Here is a 19,917-nt window from a genome sequence, read left to right as displayed (position 1 = left end):
CCCGCGGAGCGGGCCGCACTCGCGGCAGGACTGAGCAGCTTCCGCCTCGCCGTCGCGGACACCGAGCCGGAGCAGCGCGCGGCGGGCGACGGCAGGGTGAGGTCCGCCGGATCGGCGTGAGCCGTACGCCACGGCACGGTGTCATGACGCGTCAACGCCGGGGTACACGCAGCCCGTCGGCGCCGCTGAGGGCAGTCCGCCGCAGCGCAGTCCCGAACCGACGAGGAAGCGAGGTGCTCGTATGTCGCAGGTCGAGGAGTCCATCGAGGTGGGCGTCCCGGTGAGGACGACGTACAACCAGTGGACGCAGTTCGAGACCTTCCCCGAATTCATGGAGGGGGTGGAGCGGGTCGAGCAACGCACCGACACCCTGACCCACTGGGTGACGACCGTGAACGGCGCCAAGCGCGAGTTCGACGCCGAGATCACCGAGCAGATCCCCGACGAGCGCGTCGCCTGGACCACCGTGAGCGGTGAAGCGAGGCAGGCGGGGGTGGTGACCTTCCACCGGCTCGACGACACCACCACGAAGGTCATGCTGCAAATGGACTTCGACCCCGAGGGCCTGGCCGAGACGGTCGGCGACAAGCTCGGTTTCGTCAGGCGGCAGGTCTCCGGTGACCTGAAGCGGTTCAAGGTCTTCATCGAGAACCGGGGCAGCGAGACCGGGGCCTGGCGAGGCCAGGTCTGACACCGCGCCGTCGCCCGCAGGACGTGATGTCCCGCGAGCGGGGCGCAGCACACCTTCGAGCCCCCGGACCGGACGCCCCCGGGCCGGGGGCTCGGTGCGCGCCGCCCTTGCCGGTACCCGCCCCGGCACCTCGGCGGAGCCGTCGCTTCTCTGTAGCTGACCGGTAACAGGTGTACCCACCAAGCGAGTTCGGAGCGATCGTGTTGCAGGTTCAGCACCTGCAACAACCGGGCCCGGGCGTGGCCCGGGCCCGGTCCCCGCACGGGTGTCGGCTGGAGCAGCGACGCACGGTGCTGGAGCAGCGACCGGTCGGCGGCGGTCAGCACGGCTCCCTTACTCGTGAGGCCCACCCAGAGGGGCGGGTGCACCGGACGTGCCCCGCAAGGCGCTGCTCATGCGTGTGGGGCCCAGAACGCCGCCAGTCTGCCGGTCCCGACCTCCACATTCTTCCAGGTGCCGGCGAAGGTGAGCACGGCGATGGCGGAGGTGGGGAAACCGCTGCGGTTCAGCCTGGCCGGCAGATCGCCGTCCGCCTCACCGGCGAGCGCGTCGGCGAGCGCGTGCATGCCCGGGTTGTGCCCCACGACCACGAGGTTCTCCACCTCGTCGGACACCTCGTTCAGCACGGCCATCAGCTCTCCGGGGGAGGCATCGTAGATGCGCTCGTCATACGCCGTCCGGGGCCGCTCGGGAAGCTCCGGCACGACGAGCTTCCACGTTTCGCGGCAGCGCACCGCGGTCGAGCACAGGGCCAGGTCCGGGGTGACACCGGAGCCCGCCAGCCAGCGCCCGGCCACGGGCGCGTCCTTGCGGCCGCGCTCCGCCAGCGGACGCTCGTGGTCGGCGTCGTCGTTCCATTCCGCCTTGCCGTGCCGGAGAAGGACAAGGCGGCGGGTGGTCTCAGTCGTCATGCGGTCGAGCTTGGCAGGACCCGCGGCCCACCAGGGCGAGGGCCGACCGGGATTCCACCCTGCGAGCGAATCCCCGCTCGACAAGAGGGGGGCCGCACGGGACAGCCGCCCGGTTCGGTCGGGCAGGACGGCGTCGTCGGAAACGCGGCAGACGTACCATCCCCCGCCAGCTGGGTACGTCGTCGAGGCCGGGTCCTGCCGCGGTGAGGTGGAACCCGCCGCGTATCAGGTCACCGGCGGTGAGGTCATGCCCCGGAAGCGGGACGCGGCGTCGATGACCCGGACGGTGCCAGGGCGAGGTTCCAGAAGCCGGCGTAGCGGCCACCGCTGCGCAGCAGTTCCTCGTGGGTGCCTTCCTCGACGATACGACCGGAGTCGAGGAAGACGATGCGGTCGGCGTGCTGGACGGTGCGCATCCGGTGGGCCACCATCACGACGGTGCGGCCCGCCATCAGGCGCTCGACGCCGGCGTGGACGGCTGCCTCGTTGACGGGGTCCAGCGCGGAGGTGACCTCGTCCAGCAGCACGATCGGCGCGTCCTTCAGCAGAGCCCGGGCGATCGAGACGCGCTGGCGCTCGCCGCCCGACAGGCGCGCGCCGCCCTCGCCCACCTGGGTCGACCATCCGTCGGGCAGGCGCCCGACCACTTCGTCCAGTCGCGCCGCGGCCGCCGCCGCCCGCACCTCGGCTTCGGTGGCGTCGGGGCGGCCCAGGCGTACGTTGTCCTCGATCGTGCCGTCGAACAGGTAGACGTCCTGGAAGACGATGGCGAAGCGTGCCATCAGCGCCGCTGTGCTGATCGCGCGCACGTCCGCACCGCCGACGCGCACCGCGCCCCCGTCCACGTCGTGGAACCGCGCGAGCAACTGCAGCAGCGTGGTCTTGCCCGCCCCCGACGGTCCCACCACGGCGAGCCGTTGCCCTTCGGGCACGGACAGCGACAGGTCGTCGAGCACCGTGCGCCCACCGTGCCGGAAGGTGACACCGTCGAACTCCACACCGTGGCCGACCGGTCGGACCGGCTCCGCGGCCTGCGGCAGCGGCTCGGTGCGCAGCACCGCATCGAGCCTGCCCAGCTCGCCGCGCGCGCCGCGCAGCTTGCCGCCGAGATCGGCCAGCGACAGCAGCGGATCCGCGCAACGGGCGGCCAGGACCAGGACCGTCAGCAGCTCCGCGGCCCCGATGCGCCCGCCGAGTGCGAGGTACGCCCCCAGGGCCAGTACGACGGTGAACACCGCCTGGACCGTGAGCGTCAGCCCCAGCGCGCCGGGCAGCGCGGACAGCGTGGAGCGGCGGGAGGCGCGCTGCACCTGCCGCAGGGCGTCGTCCAGCAGCCGGAAGCGTTCGGTGGTGCGGCCACCGGCGCGCAGCACCGGCTGGGCCTGGAGGAACTCGATGACCCGTCCGGTGGCCTCGCGGTCGCGTGCCGCGCGCTCCGTGTCCTCGGCGGCCGCCGAACGCCCGGTCAGGATCTGGATCGCCGCCACGACGGGGACGGCGGCCAGCGCGGCCAGGCCCAGCTGCCAGTCGAACGCGAGGATGACGACGACGATCGTCAGCGGCGTCACGGCGGCGGAGACGAACGGCGCCAGCAGGTGCGCGATCACGCTCATCGCCTGCAGTACGCCCTGACCGGCCAGGACGGACACCTCTCCCACCCGGGCCGGGCCGTACCAGCCGAGCGGCAGCCGGGCGAGGTGGTCGCCGAGGCGGTGGTACACACCGCGCAGCAGCGCGGTGCCGACGCGGAACCCCGACAGGTCGCTGACGTATCGCAGCACCGCGTAGGCCACCACCGAGGCCCCGAACGCGCCCAGCCACGGCCAGGCTTCGCCGGCCGAGCCCCCGAGCAGGGCCCGCAGCACGGGCACCAGCAGGCTGTAGGACAGGCCCTCGACGACCGCGGTCGTCGTCATCAGCGTGAGGGCGCGGCGCATCGGGCGGGAGTACTGGTGGCCCAGCACGCGCAGCAGCATGTGGATCATCGCGGGTCGTCTCCTTGGCGTCCATCGCCGGACAGAGGTGGGAAGGTGTGGTCGTGCCGGGTCACAGCCGCTCATCCCCTCCCGCGGAGCCCGCCGCGTGCCGGGCCCGCCACTGCGAGGCGAACGTCCCGCCCGCCTCCAGCAGTTCGGTGGGTGCGCCCTGCTCGACGATCATTCCGTCCTCCAGTACGGCTACGGTGTCGGCGCCGGCGATGGTCTCCATGCGGTGGGCGATGACCAGGACCGTACGGTCCCCCCGCAGCTCCTCCAGGGCGCGGCGCACCGCGAGCTCGGTGTGCGGGTCGGCGAAGGAGGTCGCCTCGTCGAGCACCAGGACGGGGGTCCCGGCCAGCAGCGCGCGGGCGAGCGCGACCCGTTGCGCCTCGCCGCCCGACAACCGGGCGTCTTCGCCGATCACCGTGTCGTACCCTTGCGGCAGTTCGAGGACGCGGTCGTGGACGTTCGCCAGACGGGCGGCGCGTACCACGTCCTCCGGACCGGCGTCCGGCACCGCCAGCGCGATGTTGTCCGCGACCGAGGCGCGGAGCAGGGAGACGTCCTGGAAGACGAAGGAGACCTGCCGGTACAGCTCCCGGCTGCCCAGCTCGCGCAGATCGACGCCGCCGAGGCTGACGGAGCCGCTCGTCGGGTCCACGAACCGGGGCAGCAGACGGACCAGGGTGGACTTGCCGCTGCCGGACGGTCCGACGAGCGCGGTGACCGTTCCCGGCTCCAGCACCAGGTCGATGCCGCGCAGAACCTCCCGGCCGGGTTCGTAGGCGAAGCGGACACCGCGCAGTTCCACGCGGTGGCCGTGCGGCGCGACCGGTTGGGCCGGCTCCCGCAGCGGCGGCACCGCGAGCACGTCACGGATCCGGCCGACCGCCCGGCGGGCGGCCTGCAGCTCGTCGAAGCCGTGCCCCAGCGCCGCAACCGGCGCGGTCAGCCCGAGCCCCAGCAGCAGGAAGGGCAGCAGATCGGCCGGGGCCATCCCACCGCCGGTGATCAGTGCCGTGCCGCCGACCAGCACGGCCAGGAGCACGAACGGGGGCGACAGCACCAGTTGCATCGCCGCGGCGATCGGGGAGATCCCGTGCACCCAGCGGCGGAAGGTGGCGACGAAGTCGTCGGTGGCGGTGCGGAACTCGCGGTGGGCGCGCTCGCCCCCGCCGAAGGCCTTGACCACCGCGATGCCCTGGACGAACTCCACGACGGAGCCTGCGATCCGGGTCATCGCCGCGTCGAAGTCGGCCTGCTCCCGGAGCCGGGCCGGGGTCATCATCAGCGGGACCAACGCCACTGCCGCCACCACCGGTACCAGTGTGATCAGTGTCAGGCGCCAGTCGACGCCGAAGAGGTAGACCAGCGACACCAGCGGCACGACGAAGGCGGAGACCAGCTCGCCGGGGGTATGGGCGATGAACGGGTGCACGGCGCCGACGTCCTCGCCCACCAGCTTGGCCAGCTCACCACTGCGGCGACGGGAGAGCCAGCCGATGGGCACGCGCCCCAGCCGCGCGGCCAGCTCCCGGCGTAACGCCAACTGCACCCATCCGTCCAGCAGATGCCCCATGCCCGCCGCGGCGGCGGTGAACAGCAGCCGGACGAGCAGGCCGGCCGCGCCCGCGACCACGATGAACCGGACATGGTCATGGTCGACCGTGCCTGGCGCGAGCAGGGTCCGGCCCAGCTCGACGGCCGCGAGCAGCGGCGCCAGCCCCGCCACCGCCCCGATGACCTGCAGGACGCCCACGGCGGCGAAGCCGCCCGCGTACGGACGCAGCAGCCGCCGCACGCCGTGACCCGCGGGGGAGTGTGCCCGCTCGGAACCGGCGTCCGCAGGTGGCGGCCCTGCTTGTTTCCTCGCTGTGGCGAGCTCGGTGGTCGTCATCGTCCTCGCGTCCTCGTCGGGCCCGTACGGGAGGGGCCGCGGCCGGCGTACAGCTCCCGCCATTCTTACGATGTAAGGCCAGGTGGGTCGACGCTATACTTACGCCGTAAGAAATGTCAATCGACCCGGGTACGGAGCGAAGGAGAGGCCCCATGGCGGCCAACAGGGCCCGCGGGCAGCGCGCCGGGCTCACGCGGCAGACCGTCCTGGAGGCGGCCGTACGGCTCGTCGACCGGGAGGGGATGAAGGCGCTGTCGATGCGCAGGCTCGGCGCCGAACTGGGCGTGGAGGCGATGACCCTCTACCACCACGTGCCCTCCAAGAGCGCCCTGCTGGACGGGATGATCGAGCAGGTCGTGGCGGAGGCCGTGCCCCCCGAGTTCGGCGCCGCGACGTGGCGGGAGGACCTGCGTGCCTACGCCCACGCGCTGATGGCCGCGCTCGCGGCGCATCCGCACGCCGTGCCGCTGCTGCTGTCGCGTCCCGCCCTGACACCCCGCAACCTGCGGACGATGGACGCCGTGGTGCGGATGCTGCACGAGGCGGGCTTCCCCCTGCCCCGGACCCTGGACATCCTCTACTCCCTGACCGGTTTCGTCGTCGGCCACGCCGCCGGGCAGGCGGGCGGCGTCGACGGCGCCGGCAGCCTGGCCTCATTGGACCCGGACGCCTATCCGATGCTGGTCCGGGCCGCCCGGGCGGCGGGCGGTGACGCGGGTGAGGCGCGGTTCGAGTACGCCCTCGACGCGCTGCTGTCCGGCTTCGAAGCATCACGTGGCCGCACCTGACGGCACCGGACCGCCTCCGCGCCTTCCCGCCGCCGGGTCTCCGGGCCGCCGGGGCTCCGCGCCTTGCGCCTTGCGTGCACGGGCCGGCCGCCGACGGCGCCGGCGTCAACGGCTGCCCCGACCAGCGGTGCTCCTCCCCGAGGAAGGTACGTCGCACAGGGCCGGCGCCGGCGTGGCCCCACCACCCTCACCGCGTCGGTCGGGCCGCCCGGCCGCCGACGGGGATGTCCAAACGGTGGGCCACGGTGGTGAGGGCTGTTCCCAGGGGGAGTGCGACCCGGGTGAGGGCGTGCCGGTCACCGCGGGTCGGGTCCTGGTTGACGATCAGCACCGGCTTCCCGGCCTGGACCGCCTGGCGGACGAACCGGAGCCCTGACATCACCGTCAGCGAGGAACCCAGAACCAGCAGCGAGGCCGCGTCACGGACCAGCCGGCGGCAGTACTCGACCCGCTGCGGCGGAACCGCTTCGCCGAAGAACACCACGTCCGGTTTCAGGATGCCGCCACAGCCCGTGCAGGGCAGCACGCGGAAGTCGCCGACCTGTTCGTCGGTGAGGTCGGCGTCACCGTCCGGGTTGATTCCGGCCGCCACCGGCTCGAAGCCCGCGTTGGCCTCCTGCAGCCGGACGGCGAGCTCGCGTCGCGGGCTGAAGGCTCCGCAGGACAGGCAGACGACGCGGTCCAGGCTTCCGTGGAGTTCCACGACGCCCTCGCTGCCGGCGGCCTGGTGCAGGCCGTCGACGTTCTGGGTGATCACGCCCGAGAGCAGGCCGTGCCGCCCGAAGGCGGCCACAGCCCGGTGCCCGGCGTTGGGTCGGGCGCTGCCGAAGGTGCGCCAGCCGAGGTGGCTGCGCGCCCAGTACCGGCGCCGGGCCCGGCCGCTGGCGGTGAACTCCTGGTAGGTCATCGGAGTGTGCCGGCTCAGGCTCCCGCCCTCGCCCCTGTAGTCGGGTATGCCCGACTCCGTGGAGATGCCCGCCCCGCTGAGCACCAGCACGCCCCCGGTGCTCAGCGCGTCGGCCACCGGTCGCAGATCCGTGGTCCCCGGCGGCAGGTCCTCGGTGGGGGTCCAGCTCAGGGTGGGGCGCATGCGCATGCCGCCAGGGTACGAAACGCGCCGCACCGCACGCCGTCGCCGTCCGGCCGCCCGCCTTCCTGGCCCCGGCCCGGTTGGTCGCGCCGCGCCCTGCCCTGGTGAGACGCCGTTCCGCCGGGCACGGCGTGGCACCGGCTCCGGCCACCGGGTGGCACGGCCCCTGTGCGGGAGGGGCCGGGTGCTCTCGTCGTCACGGAAGGCCGTGACGCGGTCCGAACCCGATGTCGTCACCGGCGGCGGATCACACCGTCCGCGTGTACGTCGTGATCAGCGCGCCGGTGGCGAAGGTGTGCACGTCCGTCACCGCGAAGCCGTGCGGGGCGAAGGGCGAGCGGAACAGCGGGATGCCGGTACCGACGACCACGGGGTACACCTTGACGATCAGCTCGTCGATCTCCTCGAGGAGTTCGCCGGCGAGGCCCGCACCGCCGCTGAGCCAGATGTCCATGCCGCCCTCCTGCCGCTTGAGGCCGCGGACGAATCCGGCGGGATCCCCGGGGACGATTTCCACCTCCGGGTCGACCTGCGTCAGGGTGCGGGAGAACACGTACTGCTCCAGGTGCGGATAGGGGCTGGTGAGACCCACCGCCAGCCCGGGGTCGTACGTGCCGCGGCCCATCACGATCGTGTCGAACCTCTTGTTCGCGACTCCGGTGAGCCCCAGGGACTCGCGTGCCGGTGCGGGCAGCGTCTCCGGGTAGTCCGCCATCACGGCGGCGGCGAAATCACCCTCGAAGGCCAAGAAGTCGTGCTGCCCGTCGGGGCTTGCGATGAAGCCGTCGATGCTCGAGCCGACGAAGTAGCTGAGCTTGCGCATGTGGATCCCCTTTCCTGGCCGGCGGCCACGCTATGGCCGCGGTCCTGAGCGGGGGGATGCCTTTCGGCGCCATGAAGCGGACCGCGTGCGCCACGACCGGCCCACCCGCGTCGTCCCGGGCCCTCCGCGTCGTGCCGGGACCGCCCGCGTCGTCCGGGGGCCGGGACGCCATCGAGGGTCCTGACCCGCCGACCGGAGCCAGCCCCGCCGGCCAGGTCTTCACATGCCGTCCCGGGACCGATCACGTCAAGAAGCGGGCGTGACAGGCCACTTGTGCACGATCGCTGGTAAGATCGTCACTCTTATGCATGAGGGGACGATCTCCGCGCGGCTGGCCCGATTCATCACCGCGTCGGTCCGCGCTTCGGGGACGCCGATGTGGCGTTTCGAGCGCTTTCCCGACCTCGGGCCCGAGGTGCTGAACGATGACCTGGCGCGGATATCGACGCCGTCGGCGCTCGCGCTGTGGGAGCAGCTGACGCTCACCGAGCCCGGCCCGGCGATCGGCGCGCTGATCACCGAGGGCACCCCGCTCGGCACCTTCGGCTTGTGGGACTACCTCATCAGCACCGGTGACAACCTTGCCGAGTCGCTGAAGGTCGCCATCGATCACCTTGCCTGCATCGGTGACGTGGCCGCCGAGAAACTGCAGGTCATCGAGGACGGACGCACCTTCACCGTCCGCCACGCCACCGGTTCGTGGGTACCCGACGTCGTCGAGGCCATCGACCTGTTCGCCCTGGCGATGCTCTCCACCAGGGCCAGCGCCGCCACGCAGCGGCCGGTGATACCGCTGGAGGTCACGCTCACCCACCGGCCGCCCCGGACGTACCAGCGGCTGGCCGCGTTCTTCGGCACCCGCAACATCGTCTTCGACGCCCCGCACAACTCCATCACCTTCGCCGACAACGACGTCCGCGCTCGGCTGCCCAAGGCCACGCCCGGTCTGCAGCAGATCCTGACCGAGCACGCCCTGCTGACCCTGTCCGCCTCCAAGCCCGTCCTCCGGTGGCACGACAGGTTCCGGGCCACCCTGGACGCGGCGCTGCGGGAGGACGCCGCATCACTGGACAGGGTCGCCCAGCGCCTGGCGATGAGCCCGCGCACACTGCAGCGCCGCCTGGCGGAACACGGCACCAGCTGGCGGGAGGAACTCGAGCAGACACGTCACCAGCAGGCCATGGAGCTGTTACGCCGCACCGACCTGCCGTTGCACTCCATCGCCACCCGGGTCGGCTACAGCGACGCCCGGGCGCTTCGCCGCGCCGTGCAGCGCTGGGAGGGACGCTCCCCGAACCTCGTCCGCCGCGACCCGGTCACGGTCGGAGGGCCGGCGGAGGCGTAGGGCGATGCCGCCGCGTCGCACTGCCGGCCCGGCTGCACCGGGCGGGGCCCGAGCGGCTCAGGGGCCGGCGACTCGGCGGACCACCTCGACGAAGGCCCGTACCCGCGCCGTCTCGCCGGCGACCGGCCACAGCAAGCCGTACTCGATCGGCGGAGCATCGTGGAACGGCACGAACGCGATGCCCGGCCGGACGTGGTACTCCGAGGCACGCAGAGCGGCCGGCGACACGCCCTTCCCGCTCGCGACGAGGGTGGGCACTTCCTGCCAGTAGGTGGCGGTCGCACCGTGTTCGACGGGGCGACCGGCGGGGGTGGTGCGGGGGTAGTGGTGGTCCAGCCAGTACTGGGGGATGTCGCCCGACATGCTCACCAACACGGTGTCCGCCAGGTCCTCGACCGAGACCGCATCCCGCCGGGCGAGCGGATGCCGGGCAGGGACGATCAGTGCGCGCGGCTCGGAGAAGATCACCGGTCCGGTGACCAGGTCGGGCTCGAGAACGGGGAACTCGGTGAGCTGGAGGTGCAGTGCGCCCGTGCGCAGCGGGCCGTAGGGGTCGGAGAGTTGCACCTCCTGGATGTGCACGGCGCAGTCCGGATACCGGCTGCGGAACGTGTCGGCGGCCCGGATCACCAGGTCGCCGACCCACGGGGAGGAGTACCCGACGCGCAGCATCCCGGTGATGCCCTTGCCGCTGGCGATGGCCCGCGCGACCGCCTCCCCGACCATGCGGTACGCCGGGGCCAGGTCGTCGCGCAGCTGCTGCCCGACGTCGGTCAGGGCGACACGGCGGCTGGTGCGGACGAACAGGGGAGTGCCGAGGCGGTGCTCGAGCTTTCTGATGGTCTGGCTGACCCTGCCCTGCGCCAGCCCCAGCCGTTCCGAGGTACGCCGGAAGTGCAGTTCTTCGGCCAGCGCCAGGAACACTTCGATTTCGTGCCGCTCCACCACTGCCCCCATGGGTGAGCATCCGTCACCGACCCATGCTACGTCGGTCTTCTCCGGCTCGGTCGCCCACGCGACAAGGGGCGTCCACCGGCCACCGGTACACGGAGCGACTCCACGGACGTGGACCCGGGCGCATGCTGCCGCACGGCGGGCGGTGTCGGGCTCCGGGCCGCGGAACTGCATCGGTGCGCCCCCGTGCGCTCTCGGGCGACGCGGCGGATGCCGTACACGATGGGACGCCCGGATGTTCGCGAGCAGAGGAGTACACATGGTCCGGCGCGGCGGTGCAGGCGGTTCCGGAGACACGGCCCGGGGCAAGTCGCGGTTCGACGACATCTACGACCGGCCCGACCCGCGTGCGTACTTCACGCGGCTGGAGCCGCTGGAGTACGAGATACCGCACCATGCCCAGCCCGTCTTCCGTCAGGCGGCCGCCGAACGGGCCGCCCTCGACGATGGCCACCCCGGCACGCCCGCGGTGCTCGACGTGTGCTGCTCGTACGGCATCAACGCCGCGCTCCTCAACCACGAGGTGACCTTGGCGCAGCTGTACGAGCGGTACACCTCCGAGGAGGCACGATCCATGTCGACGGCGGAACTCGCCGCGTCGGACAAGGAGTTCTACGCCGAGTGGCGCCGGCCCGGGGCGCTGCCGGTGTACGGCCTGGACGTGTCCCGGCCGGCGGTGGACTACGCGCGGGAGGTGGGTCTGCTGGACGCCGCCTTCACCGACAACCTGGAACAGGACCCGCCCGGCCCCCGCCTCGGCCGTGCACTGGCCGGCGTCGGCCTGATCACACTGACGGGCGGTGGCAGTTACATCACCGGCCGGACGCTGGCCGCGCTGCTCGACGGCGCACGGCGCCCGGTATGGGTGAGCGCGTTCGTCCTGCGGACCGTCGCCTACGCCCCTGTGCTGCGGACACTGTCCGCGTACGGTCTGCACAGCGCGGTCGATACAGCGCGCACCTACCCTCAGCGCCGGTTCACCGACGAGCGGGAACAGCGGTATGCGGTGGCGGCGGTCCGAGCGCTCGGCATCGATCCGTCGGGGCGGGAGGACGCCGGGCGCTTCCACAGCGTCCGGTACGACTCCCGCCCCGCCTGAGGGCCCGGGTGCGGCGGCCCGCTCTACGGGCAGCCGCACCCGGCGGGTGTCAGCCGCCCGGGCAGAAGCCGCTTCCGTGGAGCGAGGCACCGGCCTGGCCGCTGTTGTACGAGTCGAGGCTGGACCAGCCGCACACCTGCACGGCGGCAAGGTTGCCCCAGACGCGCAGGTAGTGCTTCCCGTGCAGGTCGATGCCCTTACGGTCCGCGCCGCCCACGATGTTGACGTCGATCCACGCCCGGTCCCCGCGGTTGTGCACCACGCCCAGGCGGAAGGAGCTGTAGGCGCCCTTGTTCCCGCTGCAATGGGCCCGGCTGTTGCCGCTGGTGTCGGTGAGGAGGCAGTAGTCGGAGACGAACGCCGTCTCCCGTACGTCGATGCGGATGTTGTAGCTGCCGGCGGCCTGGGCGTTCGGTGCCGTCGCGGTCAGCAATCCTGTGGCCGTGGCGAGTGCCGCCGCTGTCATGGTGAGGTTCTTGCCGAAGGCCTTCATGTGATTTCTGCTCCAAGAGGGAAGGGAGGGGCGAAACATGTGTTGCCGGCCGTGTCGCTGCACACCTGGCGAAGCGGTCGGGACGCGCAGGTGACTCACGGCTTTGCCGCGGGCGTTCGTCCGGTGGCCCCGACGACGACCCGGACCGAGGAGTGGTCGCGTCGCAGGGACTTGAGCGGCTGGTACTCGGGCGCGTCCCAGAAGGCCTGCGCGGCCGCAAGGTCTGGGAACTCGTGCACCACGAGCGTCGAAGGCCGCCAGTCCCCTTCCAGGACGACCGGGGCTTCGTCCACGACCAGGTTCCGGGCACCGGCCTGGTCCATCAGGGGGGTGACCAGCTCGACGTACCTCCTGAACCCCTCCGCGTCACGGATGTCGAGGTCGATCACGATGTACGCGCTCATGGACACTCCTTGCCTCGGTGCCGGTGGACCGGCGGTTCGTCGGAACGACCGTACGAAGCAGCGTGCAGGCGGTCCCATACGTCAAACGCCGCGATTCATGCGCGTACGTCCGGGACTTCGGATGCGGGGTACCGTCTGGTATGGACGTGTTCAGCGACGTGGTCGCGACGATGAAGGCCGGCCGGGCCAAACTCACCCGCTCCCGCTGCAGCGGCCGGTGGGGCAACCGATACGGCCCGTACCCCGGGGCCGGATTCCACGTCGTGCTCAAGGGCGCATGCTGGCTGTTACCGGCTGAGGGGCGTCCCGTCCGCATGTCCGCCGGAGACGTGGTGTTCCTGCCGAACGGCAGCACTCATGGCATGAGCGACACACCGGACCGCCCTCTGGAAGGACTTCCCCCGCTCTCACCGGAGGGGGACGGCCCGGTCGGCGGAGTCAGCCACCACACCCACGCGGGCCGGCCGCCGGCCGCTGACGACACGATCCTGTTGTGCGGCGCCTACCGGCTCGGATCCGGGACGGTGCATCCGTTTCTGCGAGGCCTTCCCGATGTGATCCACCTCCCGTCGGAGCCCGGTCGGCACAGCGAACTCCGTGCGGTGGTCGACCTGCTGAGCGCAGACACCATCGAGGACCGTCCCGGCGCGGACGCCGCCCTGCCGGCTCTGCTCGACCTCCTGCTCGTCTACGCCCTGAGGGTATGGCTGGAGGCGCAGTGTCCTGAGGCGTCCGGTGGGTGGTGTGCCGCGCTCAAGGACCCGGCCATCGGCACCGCGCTGGACCGTATGCACCGCGATCCCCGCCGTCCCTGGAGCGTGCGCGAACTCGCCGAGACCGCGGGGCTGTCGCGTACCGCCTTCGCGGCGCGCTTCACGGCCTACGTCGGCCAGTCCCCGATCGCCTACCTCACGTGGTGGCGCCTGAGCTCCGCCGCACGTCTTCTGCGCACGACCGACGCACCGATCGCTTCGGTCGCGCACCAGGTCGGTTACACGTCCGAATACGCCTTCGCGCACGCCTTCAAGCGGGAATTCGGCACGGCCCCGGGAACCTTCCGCCGAGTCGGTCGCGATGAACTGCCCCCCTCCTGACCGGCGGACTGCCTGCTCGGGCGCAATGACATGATCGAAGTGTGATCAGTGAAACCGGCCGGTCCGGTGCGACGAGGTATGTCCTGTTCGATGTCGATGGCACCTTGATCGACGCCGTGGACAATCAGCGCCTGGTATGGCGCACCTGGGCAGAGCGTTACGGACTGGACCCCGACGAGGTCCACCGGGTCGCGCTGCGGACGAGGCCGATGGAGACCTTCGCGCAGGTCGCTCCGGACCGGGACCCGCAACAATGCCTAGCGGCACTGCACGGGCTGGAGGACGAGGACGTCCGCTCCGGCGCCTATACGGCCTTCGATGGCGCCTCGGAGCTGCTCAGGGCTCTGCGGCCCGGGTCCTGGGCACTGGTGACGTCGAACTATGAGCACCGGGTGCGTGGACGCTTCGCACGGACCGGCCTGCCGGTCCCGGACGTCCTCGTGGATGCGGCCGCCGTGGAGGAAGGCAAACCGTCGCCTGTGCCGTATCTGCAGGCAGCCGCGCGACTTGGCGCCGAACCGGAGGACTGTCTGGTCATCGAGGACGCTCCTTCGGGGGTGGAGTCCGGGCTGCGTGCCGGGATGACGGTGTGGAGTGTCAACACCCCCGTGGCGGTGGAGGGCGTGCATCGTCATTTCGGCAGCCTGCGCGAAGCGGTCCGCGACGTCCTTGCCTTCGTGTCCGGACCCTGTCCTCACGGGTCGCAGGGAACGGCCGCGGCCGAGTGATCTGCCGGGCTGCTGTGATCACGGCGTAGGAGCCGTTCCGGACGGCCCCGTTCGCCGTGCCGAGCCCGCGCCCCATGCTGCTCTCCGGGCCCACGTGGTACCAGCACAACGGGCGCAGCACGGCAGGACTCCGTCCCGTCCCTGGCGACTTGGGGGATCGCGCGAACCGCTGGGCCGCGCTCCGCCCGACGCCACCTCCATCGGCCCGGCCCCGCGCCCAAGTGCAGCAAGCCCAGCTGGGCATGCGCTGTCATCCCGGTTTGTACCCATTCGTTCGCCCTGCTGCTTCTCGCAATGCTTGATCTTGCAGGTGATCGGGACCGCTCAGTGATCCGGGTGGGCGGCAAGGTGGGAAAACCAACTCCGCCACACCGCCACCCACCGGCACGCATTAGCCGGGGCGTCGGCGGTCGGCCACCCACCTGGGTGCGTTCCTGACCAGGACGATCCGGCAGGGCGGCCGTCAGGGGCGCGGGAACGACCAAGGGGAGGACAGTGACGGCAGAGCCACGGCCGGCCGGACCGCGCGGCACCGGAGGCTCGTAGGGCGTGCCACCGCGCGAGCGGCATGGAATCGCGTACTGAGATCGTCAACACTTCTGACCGTGTTCAGGCTTTATTGAATACGGCACTTCGGCATGCCCTTTTCGGGTTCGAAAGGCGAGAGGAAATTACAGTTGACGGTGCCGGGGAAGCGACCTAGCTTGATTTTGCAAGCGACGGGAAAACGGATTTCCGCCGCACTTCGACCATGGAGTTCACTCATGACTGCTGCCATGCTGCTCGACGACGCCGCGACCGCGGACCTCTCGGACTTCGACCTGGAGATCCAGCTCGCCGTCACCGGTGACCTGAACGGCCCGCTGGCCCCGGAAGCCGGCTTCACCAACGTCACCTGCCCGGAGGGCCCGGTGCTCACCTCCGGCCACTACGCGGTGAACCAGATGATGGGCCCCATCTGCTGTTCCTGAGCTCGGTCGGCCGGCACCGCCGGCACTCCGCCTCCGCCCGCCCGCATCTCCGCGGGCGGGCGGAGGCCCTGGCGGCCAGTACGGAAAGAGACTTCACAGCGGGGAACGCGGGCAATGACGACAGACCATGAATTCGAAGCCACCAGCCCTCTCCTTCTGCGGTTGGCGGCCCGGCCACGAAACGAAGAAACGCGCGATTCCCCACCGTGCTTCGGGCCGGAAATTCCCGGTGACGAGGAACTTGTCTCCGCAATTCGGGACATGCTGCGCCGTGCCGATCTGTGTGAAGCGGTGCACATATCCAGCGAATCCCTGATGTCCACGGCGGAGAAAATCGGAAGCGGCGCCACAGTTCCGCGAAAACGGCTGTTGAGCACAGCCATGTCCCTCACGCGCTACGCACTGCGGAGCGCCGGCCGGCCGACACCCTTCGGCCTGCAGGCAGGGGTGGCGCCCGTCGAGGTGGGCTCCCGAGCCCGTGTCACCTGGTCCTCGCACGACCGTAAGGCCGCGCGGCCGGACGCGGGCTGGTTCGCCGACATGGTCACGCGCTGGCTCGAGGTCCCGGCCATCCGCCACCGGCTGGAGGTGGTCGCCAACGACCTGTGCACCATCAGAGGGGAGCGGCTCGTCCTGCCGTACGTCACCGCGTCCGCCCGGACGGACAGCGCCCGCGCCGGACACGCGGGCCAGGAGGTGTCGCTGCGTCACACCCGGGTGCTGCGATGGATCCTGGACGCTGCCCGACGCCCCGTGACGTACACGGCGCTGCTGGAAGCGGCCGGTACCGAGTTCCCCCAGGTGGCGGTGAGCACCCTCGACGACCTGTTGCTGAGCCTCGTCCGGTGCGAGGTCCTCCTGACCGAACTCTCGGCCCGGGCCATGGACGAGGCCCTCCTCGACCGCACGCTCGGCCTCCTCACCGCGGTTCCGGAGGAACGCGCCGCCCTCGCCGAGGTCCGGGAGGCCCTCACCAGGTACATCGACGAGCCGCTGGGCTCCGGGGCGGAGCAATGGCGCCGGGCGGTCGCGGCCGCCCGCCGGATCGGTGAGAGCGCCCATCCCGTCGCCCAGGTCGATCTGCGCGTGGGAGCGGACGTCACACTGCCACGGACCGTCCTGCGCGAAGTGGAGAAGTGCGCCACCGCGCTGTGGAGGATGTCACCGGAGGGCCGCGTCCACCCGGAGATGCGCGCCTATTACGAGGCCTTCGTGGAGCGTTACGGAGAGGGAGGCGCCGCCCGGCTGCCCGAACTCGTCGACCCGCACAGCGGCCTGGGGTTCCCCGCCGGCTACAAGAACCCGCGCGTCGCGCGCAACGGCCGCCTGCTGATCCAGGCCGGGACCGTCGAGAACGCGGCCGACCCGTACCGGCAAGCCGTGGTCGCCGACCTCGTCCAGAAGGGCATGCTCCGCCCGGACCGCGAGATCGTCCTCGACGAGGAAGCCGTCGGCCGTCTGACCACCGGCCCCGCCGAGCCGCCGCCGTCGCTGGAGCTCTGCCTGCAACTGCTGTCCGACTCCGTCGAGGACCTGGACAGCGGCGACTTCCGGCTCCTGGTCTCTCCCATGCTCGGGTCGGCGACCCCGGGCGCGTCGATGGGCCGCTTCGCCGGCCTCGCGGGCATCGAGGAGGGTGTCGGCCGGCTCATGGCGCACGCCCGGGCCGGCGGTGACGGTGGCGGTGACAGGGACGGCATCACCGCGCAGCTCGCCTTCCGCACCCGGTCCGCCCGGAGCCTCAACGTCGCCCAGGTCCCGCTCCTCGCGCCCTGCGAGATCGCCATCGGGCGTTTCCCCCGTACCACCGGCGCCACGTCCCTCGACTGGCGCGAACTGCTCGTGGTCGCCGACGAGGAGCGGTTGCGGCTGGTGTGCGCGCAGACGGGCCGGGAAGTGCACCCTGTGCTCCCGCACAAGCTGAACCTGGAGGACCAGGCTCCCAACGTCGCCCGCCTCCTCAACGACCTGCGGCACACCGGACGCACGAAGAAGCTCCAGCTGTGGGACTGGGCCGGGTACGGCGCTTCCCCCTGGCTGCCGAGGGTGCGCATGGGGCGGGTGATCCTCTCCCCGCTCACCTGGAATCCCGGACCCGGACTCCGCGAGAACGCCGCGGCCCGCACCGGATGGAACACCGCGCTCGACCGCTGGCGCCGGGAGTACCAGGTCCCGGACCGCGTCTGCGTCGCCCGGGCGGACCAGGTGTACGAACTCGACCTGACCGACGGCCTCCAGCGGGAGATGTTCCGCCGCGACCTCGGCAACGGGTCGGTCACCGTGACGGAGAGCCCGCGTGATCTCGGATCGTACGGATGGTCCGGCGGCCGGGCCAACGAGGTGGTCGTACCGCTCGTGGGCAAGCGCGGCACCCACGACACGCACCGGTCCGCCTACCGCCACAGCACACCCGTGATCAGCGCCGTCCCCATGCACTCGCCGGGAAGCGACTGGTCGTACGCCCAAATGCCGGCGACCCCCGAGACGCACGACCAGCTCATCGGCGCCCTCGGCGTGCTGATACGCGAGATCGCTCCCGACCTCGACCAGTGGTTCTTCAGCCGGTACTACGCCCCCGAACCGCAGGTCCGCCTGCGGCTGCTGCCCACCTCCCCGCAGTCGGCCGAAGACGTGCGCAACCGGCTGTGCGCACACCTGGAACGGTTGCGCAAGGACGGCCTGATCCGCCAGTTCGCGCTGGCGGCGTACGAACCGGAGGTCGCCCGCTACGGAGGACCCGAGGCGCTCGCCGCCGCCGAACCGGTCTTCTGTCTCGACAGCCAGCTGGCCCTGGCACAACTCACCCTGGTCGGCACCGGCAAGTGCGCCGTGCCCCGGGCACAGCTCGTCGTCGCCAACCACGCGCTGCTGCTGGAGTCGCTGGGCTCCTGGGACTGGCTGCGCTGGGCCGCGACCGCGTTCCCGCGGAGCAACGACGGCACGGTCACACGTCAGGACGTGCACGAGGCCATGCGCCTGGTCCGGCCCGGCGAGACGGCGGCCCGTCTGGAACGGGCGCTGGGGCTGCGCCGACTGCACGAGACATGGCAGGGGTCCGGGACCGTGGCCCGGCTCGGCGACCGGCTCCAGGCCCTGCGCGACGGCGCCGCCGGCACCCGCCGCCGGGACCTGGCCGTGCTGTCGCTCCTCCACATGCAGCACAACCGCCTGGTGGGTGGAGACATGGCCGCCGAACGCAAGGCGGGCATGCTCCTGGGCCACGTCGCTCGGGCCCACCTCGCGGACGGCCGCGGAACGAAGGGATCCCGATGACCCCCCTGCCCGAGACGACGACCCCCCTGCCCGGGACGGCGACCCACCCGCCCGGGACGACGACTCCCCCTCCGCGCCACCGGGACCGCGCGGGGCAGCTGTCCGACCTCCTCACCGAGCGCCTCCTCGACCCGGTCGAGGTGGCGGCCCTGGCGGGTGTGCCCGGCGCACCCGCGTCGGAACCACTCGCCTGGGGACCGGTTTCCCTGGGACGGGGCCATGCGGGTCTCGCCGTGCTGTGCATCACCAGGTCGAACCGGCACCCCGGCTTCGCCGTCGCGGCACACCGCCACCTGAGCCGGGCCACCGACCTGCTCGGCCGGTCACGCCGCCCGAGTTACGGCATCGTCGGCGAGATCACCGGCCTCGCCTTCGGCATGGAGATGGCGCACCGGGTCACCGGTGGCTACACCGGCGCCCTGGCGTCCCTCGACCGGACCGTGGCGCAGCACGCCGCACGTCTGTGCCGGGACATCGAGCAGCGGCCGATCGGCGGCATGGCGCGGTACGACGCCATCGAAGGGCTGGCTGGCATGGGCCGCTACATGCTCCTGCGCGGCGACACCTTGCGCGCCCCGCTCGAAGAAGTGCTGGCCACGCTCGTGCGCATGGCCGGTACCGTGTCGGCGCCCTCCGGCCCTCTGCCGGGCCTGTGGTGCGACGGCCCGCCCTCGCTCACCGCCCGCGTCACACCCGATGTCGAGGAGCACGGGCACCTGAACCTCGGGCTCGCGCACGGCATCGCCGGCCCGCTCGCCCTGCTGTCCGTGGCCTTCCGTGAGGGGGTGCGCGTGCAGGGCCAGCACCGGGCGGCGTCCGCCATCGTTTCCCGACTGCGCCGCGCCGCGTACACCGATGCCTACGGAGTCGGCTGGGCGGACTACGTCTCGCGGGAGCAGTGGCTGCGGGGCACACCGGTACCGGCCTCCCGGCGCGCGGCGTGGTGCTACGCCGCACCGGGAGTCTCGCGGGCCGTCCAACTGGCCGGTGACGCCTTCGGCGAGCCGGGCTGGACGGAACTCGCCGAGGACTCGGTACGCGCCGTGGTGCGCGCCCCGATCGAGGAGTGGCGTCTCCGGGACCAGGGCCTGTGCCATGGAACGGCAGGCATGTTGACCATGTTGCGCTTCTTCGCCGACGGGCCGCTGGCGGAGCTGGTCGTACCGGTGCGCGACACGCTCGTGGAGATGCTCCTCAGCGCGTTCGATCCCGAGCGGCCGTTCGGCTACGTCGTTCCCGTACGCGGATCGGCCGCCGGCGGGGACTACCCCGGTCTCCTGGAGGGCGCTGCGGGCATCGCCCTGGCGCTGGACACGTACGCGGGCCCGGAGCCACGGGTCCCGTGGGAAGCGGCCCTGATGGTGGTATGAGGGAAAG

Annotated in this window: 17 protein-coding genes; 9 read left to right on the top strand and 8 right to left on the bottom strand. The window is 71.8% G+C overall.

Annotation, left to right across the window (positions count from 1 at the left end; genetic code table 11):
* The first annotated feature begins 241 nt into the window (after positions 1-241).
* Complete coding sequence (locus tag IH00_RS0107390) at positions 242-691, top strand: SRPBCC family protein (RefSeq protein WP_031070879.1); 450 nt, start codon at positions 242-244, stop codon at positions 689-691.
* Positions 692-1,083: 392 nt separating this feature from the next.
* Here IH00_RS0107390 and IH00_RS0107385 read toward each other — a convergent pair whose 3' ends face one another.
* The 3 genes from IH00_RS0107385 to IH00_RS0107375 form a co-directional block, all read right to left on the bottom strand.
* Positions 1,084-1,602 (bottom strand): SixA phosphatase family protein, encoded by a 519-nt coding sequence (locus tag IH00_RS0107385; RefSeq protein WP_031070877.1) that lies wholly within the window; start codon positions 1,600-1,602, stop codon positions 1,084-1,086.
* Positions 1,603-1,847: 245 nt separating this feature from the next.
* Positions 1,848-3,587, bottom strand: a complete 1,740-nt coding sequence (locus IH00_RS0107380) for an ABC transporter ATP-binding protein (RefSeq protein WP_031070875.1) — start codon at positions 3,585-3,587, stop codon at positions 1,848-1,850.
* A 61-nt stretch (positions 3,588-3,648) separates the two neighbouring features.
* Positions 3,649-5,478: an ABC transporter ATP-binding protein gene (locus tag IH00_RS0107375; protein WP_031070873.1), complete on the bottom strand. Its 1,830-nt coding sequence runs from the start codon at positions 5,476-5,478 to the stop codon at positions 3,649-3,651.
* A gap of 152 nt (positions 5,479-5,630) precedes the next feature.
* Between IH00_RS0107375 and IH00_RS0107370 the strand changes: the two genes are divergently transcribed.
* Positions 5,631-6,266 (top strand): TetR/AcrR family transcriptional regulator, encoded by a 636-nt coding sequence (locus tag IH00_RS0107370; RefSeq protein ID WP_031070871.1) that lies wholly within the window; start codon positions 5,631-5,633, stop codon positions 6,264-6,266.
* Between the two features lie 187 nt (positions 6,267-6,453).
* Here the strand turns inward: IH00_RS0107370 and IH00_RS0107365 are convergent, their stop codons facing one another.
* Positions 6,454-7,362, bottom strand: a complete 909-nt coding sequence (locus IH00_RS0107365) for an NAD-dependent protein deacetylase (RefSeq protein WP_031070869.1) — start codon at positions 7,360-7,362, stop codon at positions 6,454-6,456.
* Between the two features lie 241 nt (positions 7,363-7,603).
* Positions 7,604-8,179, bottom strand: coding sequence for a dihydrofolate reductase family protein (locus IH00_RS0107360; RefSeq protein WP_031070867.1), 576 nt, complete (start codon positions 8,177-8,179; stop codon positions 7,604-7,606).
* Positions 8,180-8,483: 304 nt separating this feature from the next.
* On the opposite strand from IH00_RS0107360, the gene IH00_RS0107350 reads away from it, so the two are divergent.
* Positions 8,484-9,524 (top strand): AraC family transcriptional regulator, encoded by a 1,041-nt coding sequence (locus tag IH00_RS0107350; protein WP_052411236.1) that lies wholly within the window; start codon positions 8,484-8,486, stop codon positions 9,522-9,524.
* A gap of 57 nt (positions 9,525-9,581) precedes the next feature.
* Here IH00_RS0107350 and IH00_RS0107345 read toward each other — a convergent pair whose 3' ends face one another.
* Positions 9,582-10,481, bottom strand: a complete 900-nt coding sequence (locus IH00_RS0107345) for a LysR family transcriptional regulator (RefSeq protein ID WP_234334794.1) — start codon at positions 10,479-10,481, stop codon at positions 9,582-9,584.
* Between the two features lie 256 nt (positions 10,482-10,737).
* Between IH00_RS0107345 and IH00_RS0107340 the strand changes: the two genes are divergently transcribed.
* Entirely contained in the window at positions 10,738-11,577 is an 840-nt protein-coding gene (locus tag IH00_RS0107340) for a hypothetical protein (protein WP_031070857.1), read from the top strand.
* A 49-nt stretch (positions 11,578-11,626) separates the two neighbouring features.
* Here the strand turns inward: IH00_RS0107340 and IH00_RS0107335 are convergent, their stop codons facing one another.
* Together IH00_RS0107335 and IH00_RS0107330 are read right to left on the bottom strand one after the other, a co-directional pair.
* Entirely contained in the window at positions 11,627-12,070 is a 444-nt protein-coding gene (locus tag IH00_RS0107335) for a hypothetical protein (RefSeq protein WP_031070855.1), read from the bottom strand.
* Positions 12,071-12,165: 95 nt separating this feature from the next.
* Positions 12,166-12,474 carry a DUF1330 domain-containing protein gene (locus IH00_RS0107330; RefSeq protein WP_031070853.1) on the bottom strand — a complete coding sequence of 103 codons (309 nt, stop codon included), beginning with the start codon at positions 12,472-12,474 and terminating at the stop codon, positions 12,166-12,168.
* Between the two features lie 140 nt (positions 12,475-12,614).
* Here IH00_RS0107330 and IH00_RS0107325 point away from each other — a divergent pair, with 140 nt between their 5' ends.
* From IH00_RS0107325 to IH00_RS0107305, 5 genes are all read left to right on the top strand, one after another.
* Positions 12,615-13,568: an AraC family transcriptional regulator gene (locus IH00_RS0107325; protein ID WP_031070851.1), complete on the top strand. Its 954-nt coding sequence runs from the start codon at positions 12,615-12,617 to the stop codon at positions 13,566-13,568.
* Positions 13,569-13,609: 41 nt separating this feature from the next.
* The gene (locus IH00_RS0107320) at positions 13,610-14,296 is read left to right on the top strand and encodes an HAD family hydrolase (protein ID WP_031070849.1); all 687 of its coding nucleotides are present in this window, start codon (positions 13,610-13,612) and stop codon (positions 14,294-14,296) included.
* A gap of 764 nt (positions 14,297-15,060) precedes the next feature.
* A complete protein-coding gene (locus IH00_RS0107315) occupies positions 15,061-15,267 on the top strand; it encodes a hypothetical protein (protein WP_158827723.1) in 207 nt (68 codons plus the stop codon).
* Positions 15,268-15,381: 114 nt separating this feature from the next.
* Complete coding sequence (locus IH00_RS0107310; RefSeq protein WP_078887607.1) at positions 15,382-18,540, top strand: lantibiotic dehydratase; 3,159 nt, start codon at positions 15,382-15,384, stop codon at positions 18,538-18,540.
* The gene (locus tag IH00_RS0107305; protein ID WP_052411234.1) at positions 18,537-19,910 is read left to right on the top strand and encodes a lanthionine synthetase C family protein; all 1,374 of its coding nucleotides are present in this window, start codon (positions 18,537-18,539) and stop codon (positions 19,908-19,910) included. Before IH00_RS0107310 ends, IH00_RS0107305 begins: the two co-directional genes overlap by 4 nt.
* The last annotated feature ends 7 nt before the right edge of the window (positions 19,911-19,917 follow it).

Origin of the sequence: Streptomyces sp. NRRL S-118, from assembly GCF_000716335.1 — a bacterium.
Taxonomy (GTDB): Bacteria; Actinomycetota; Actinomycetes; order Streptomycetales; family Streptomycetaceae; genus Streptomyces.
The sequence above is the reverse complement of the archived record's forward strand: the minus strand, read 5'-3'. Positions and strand labels throughout refer to the sequence as shown.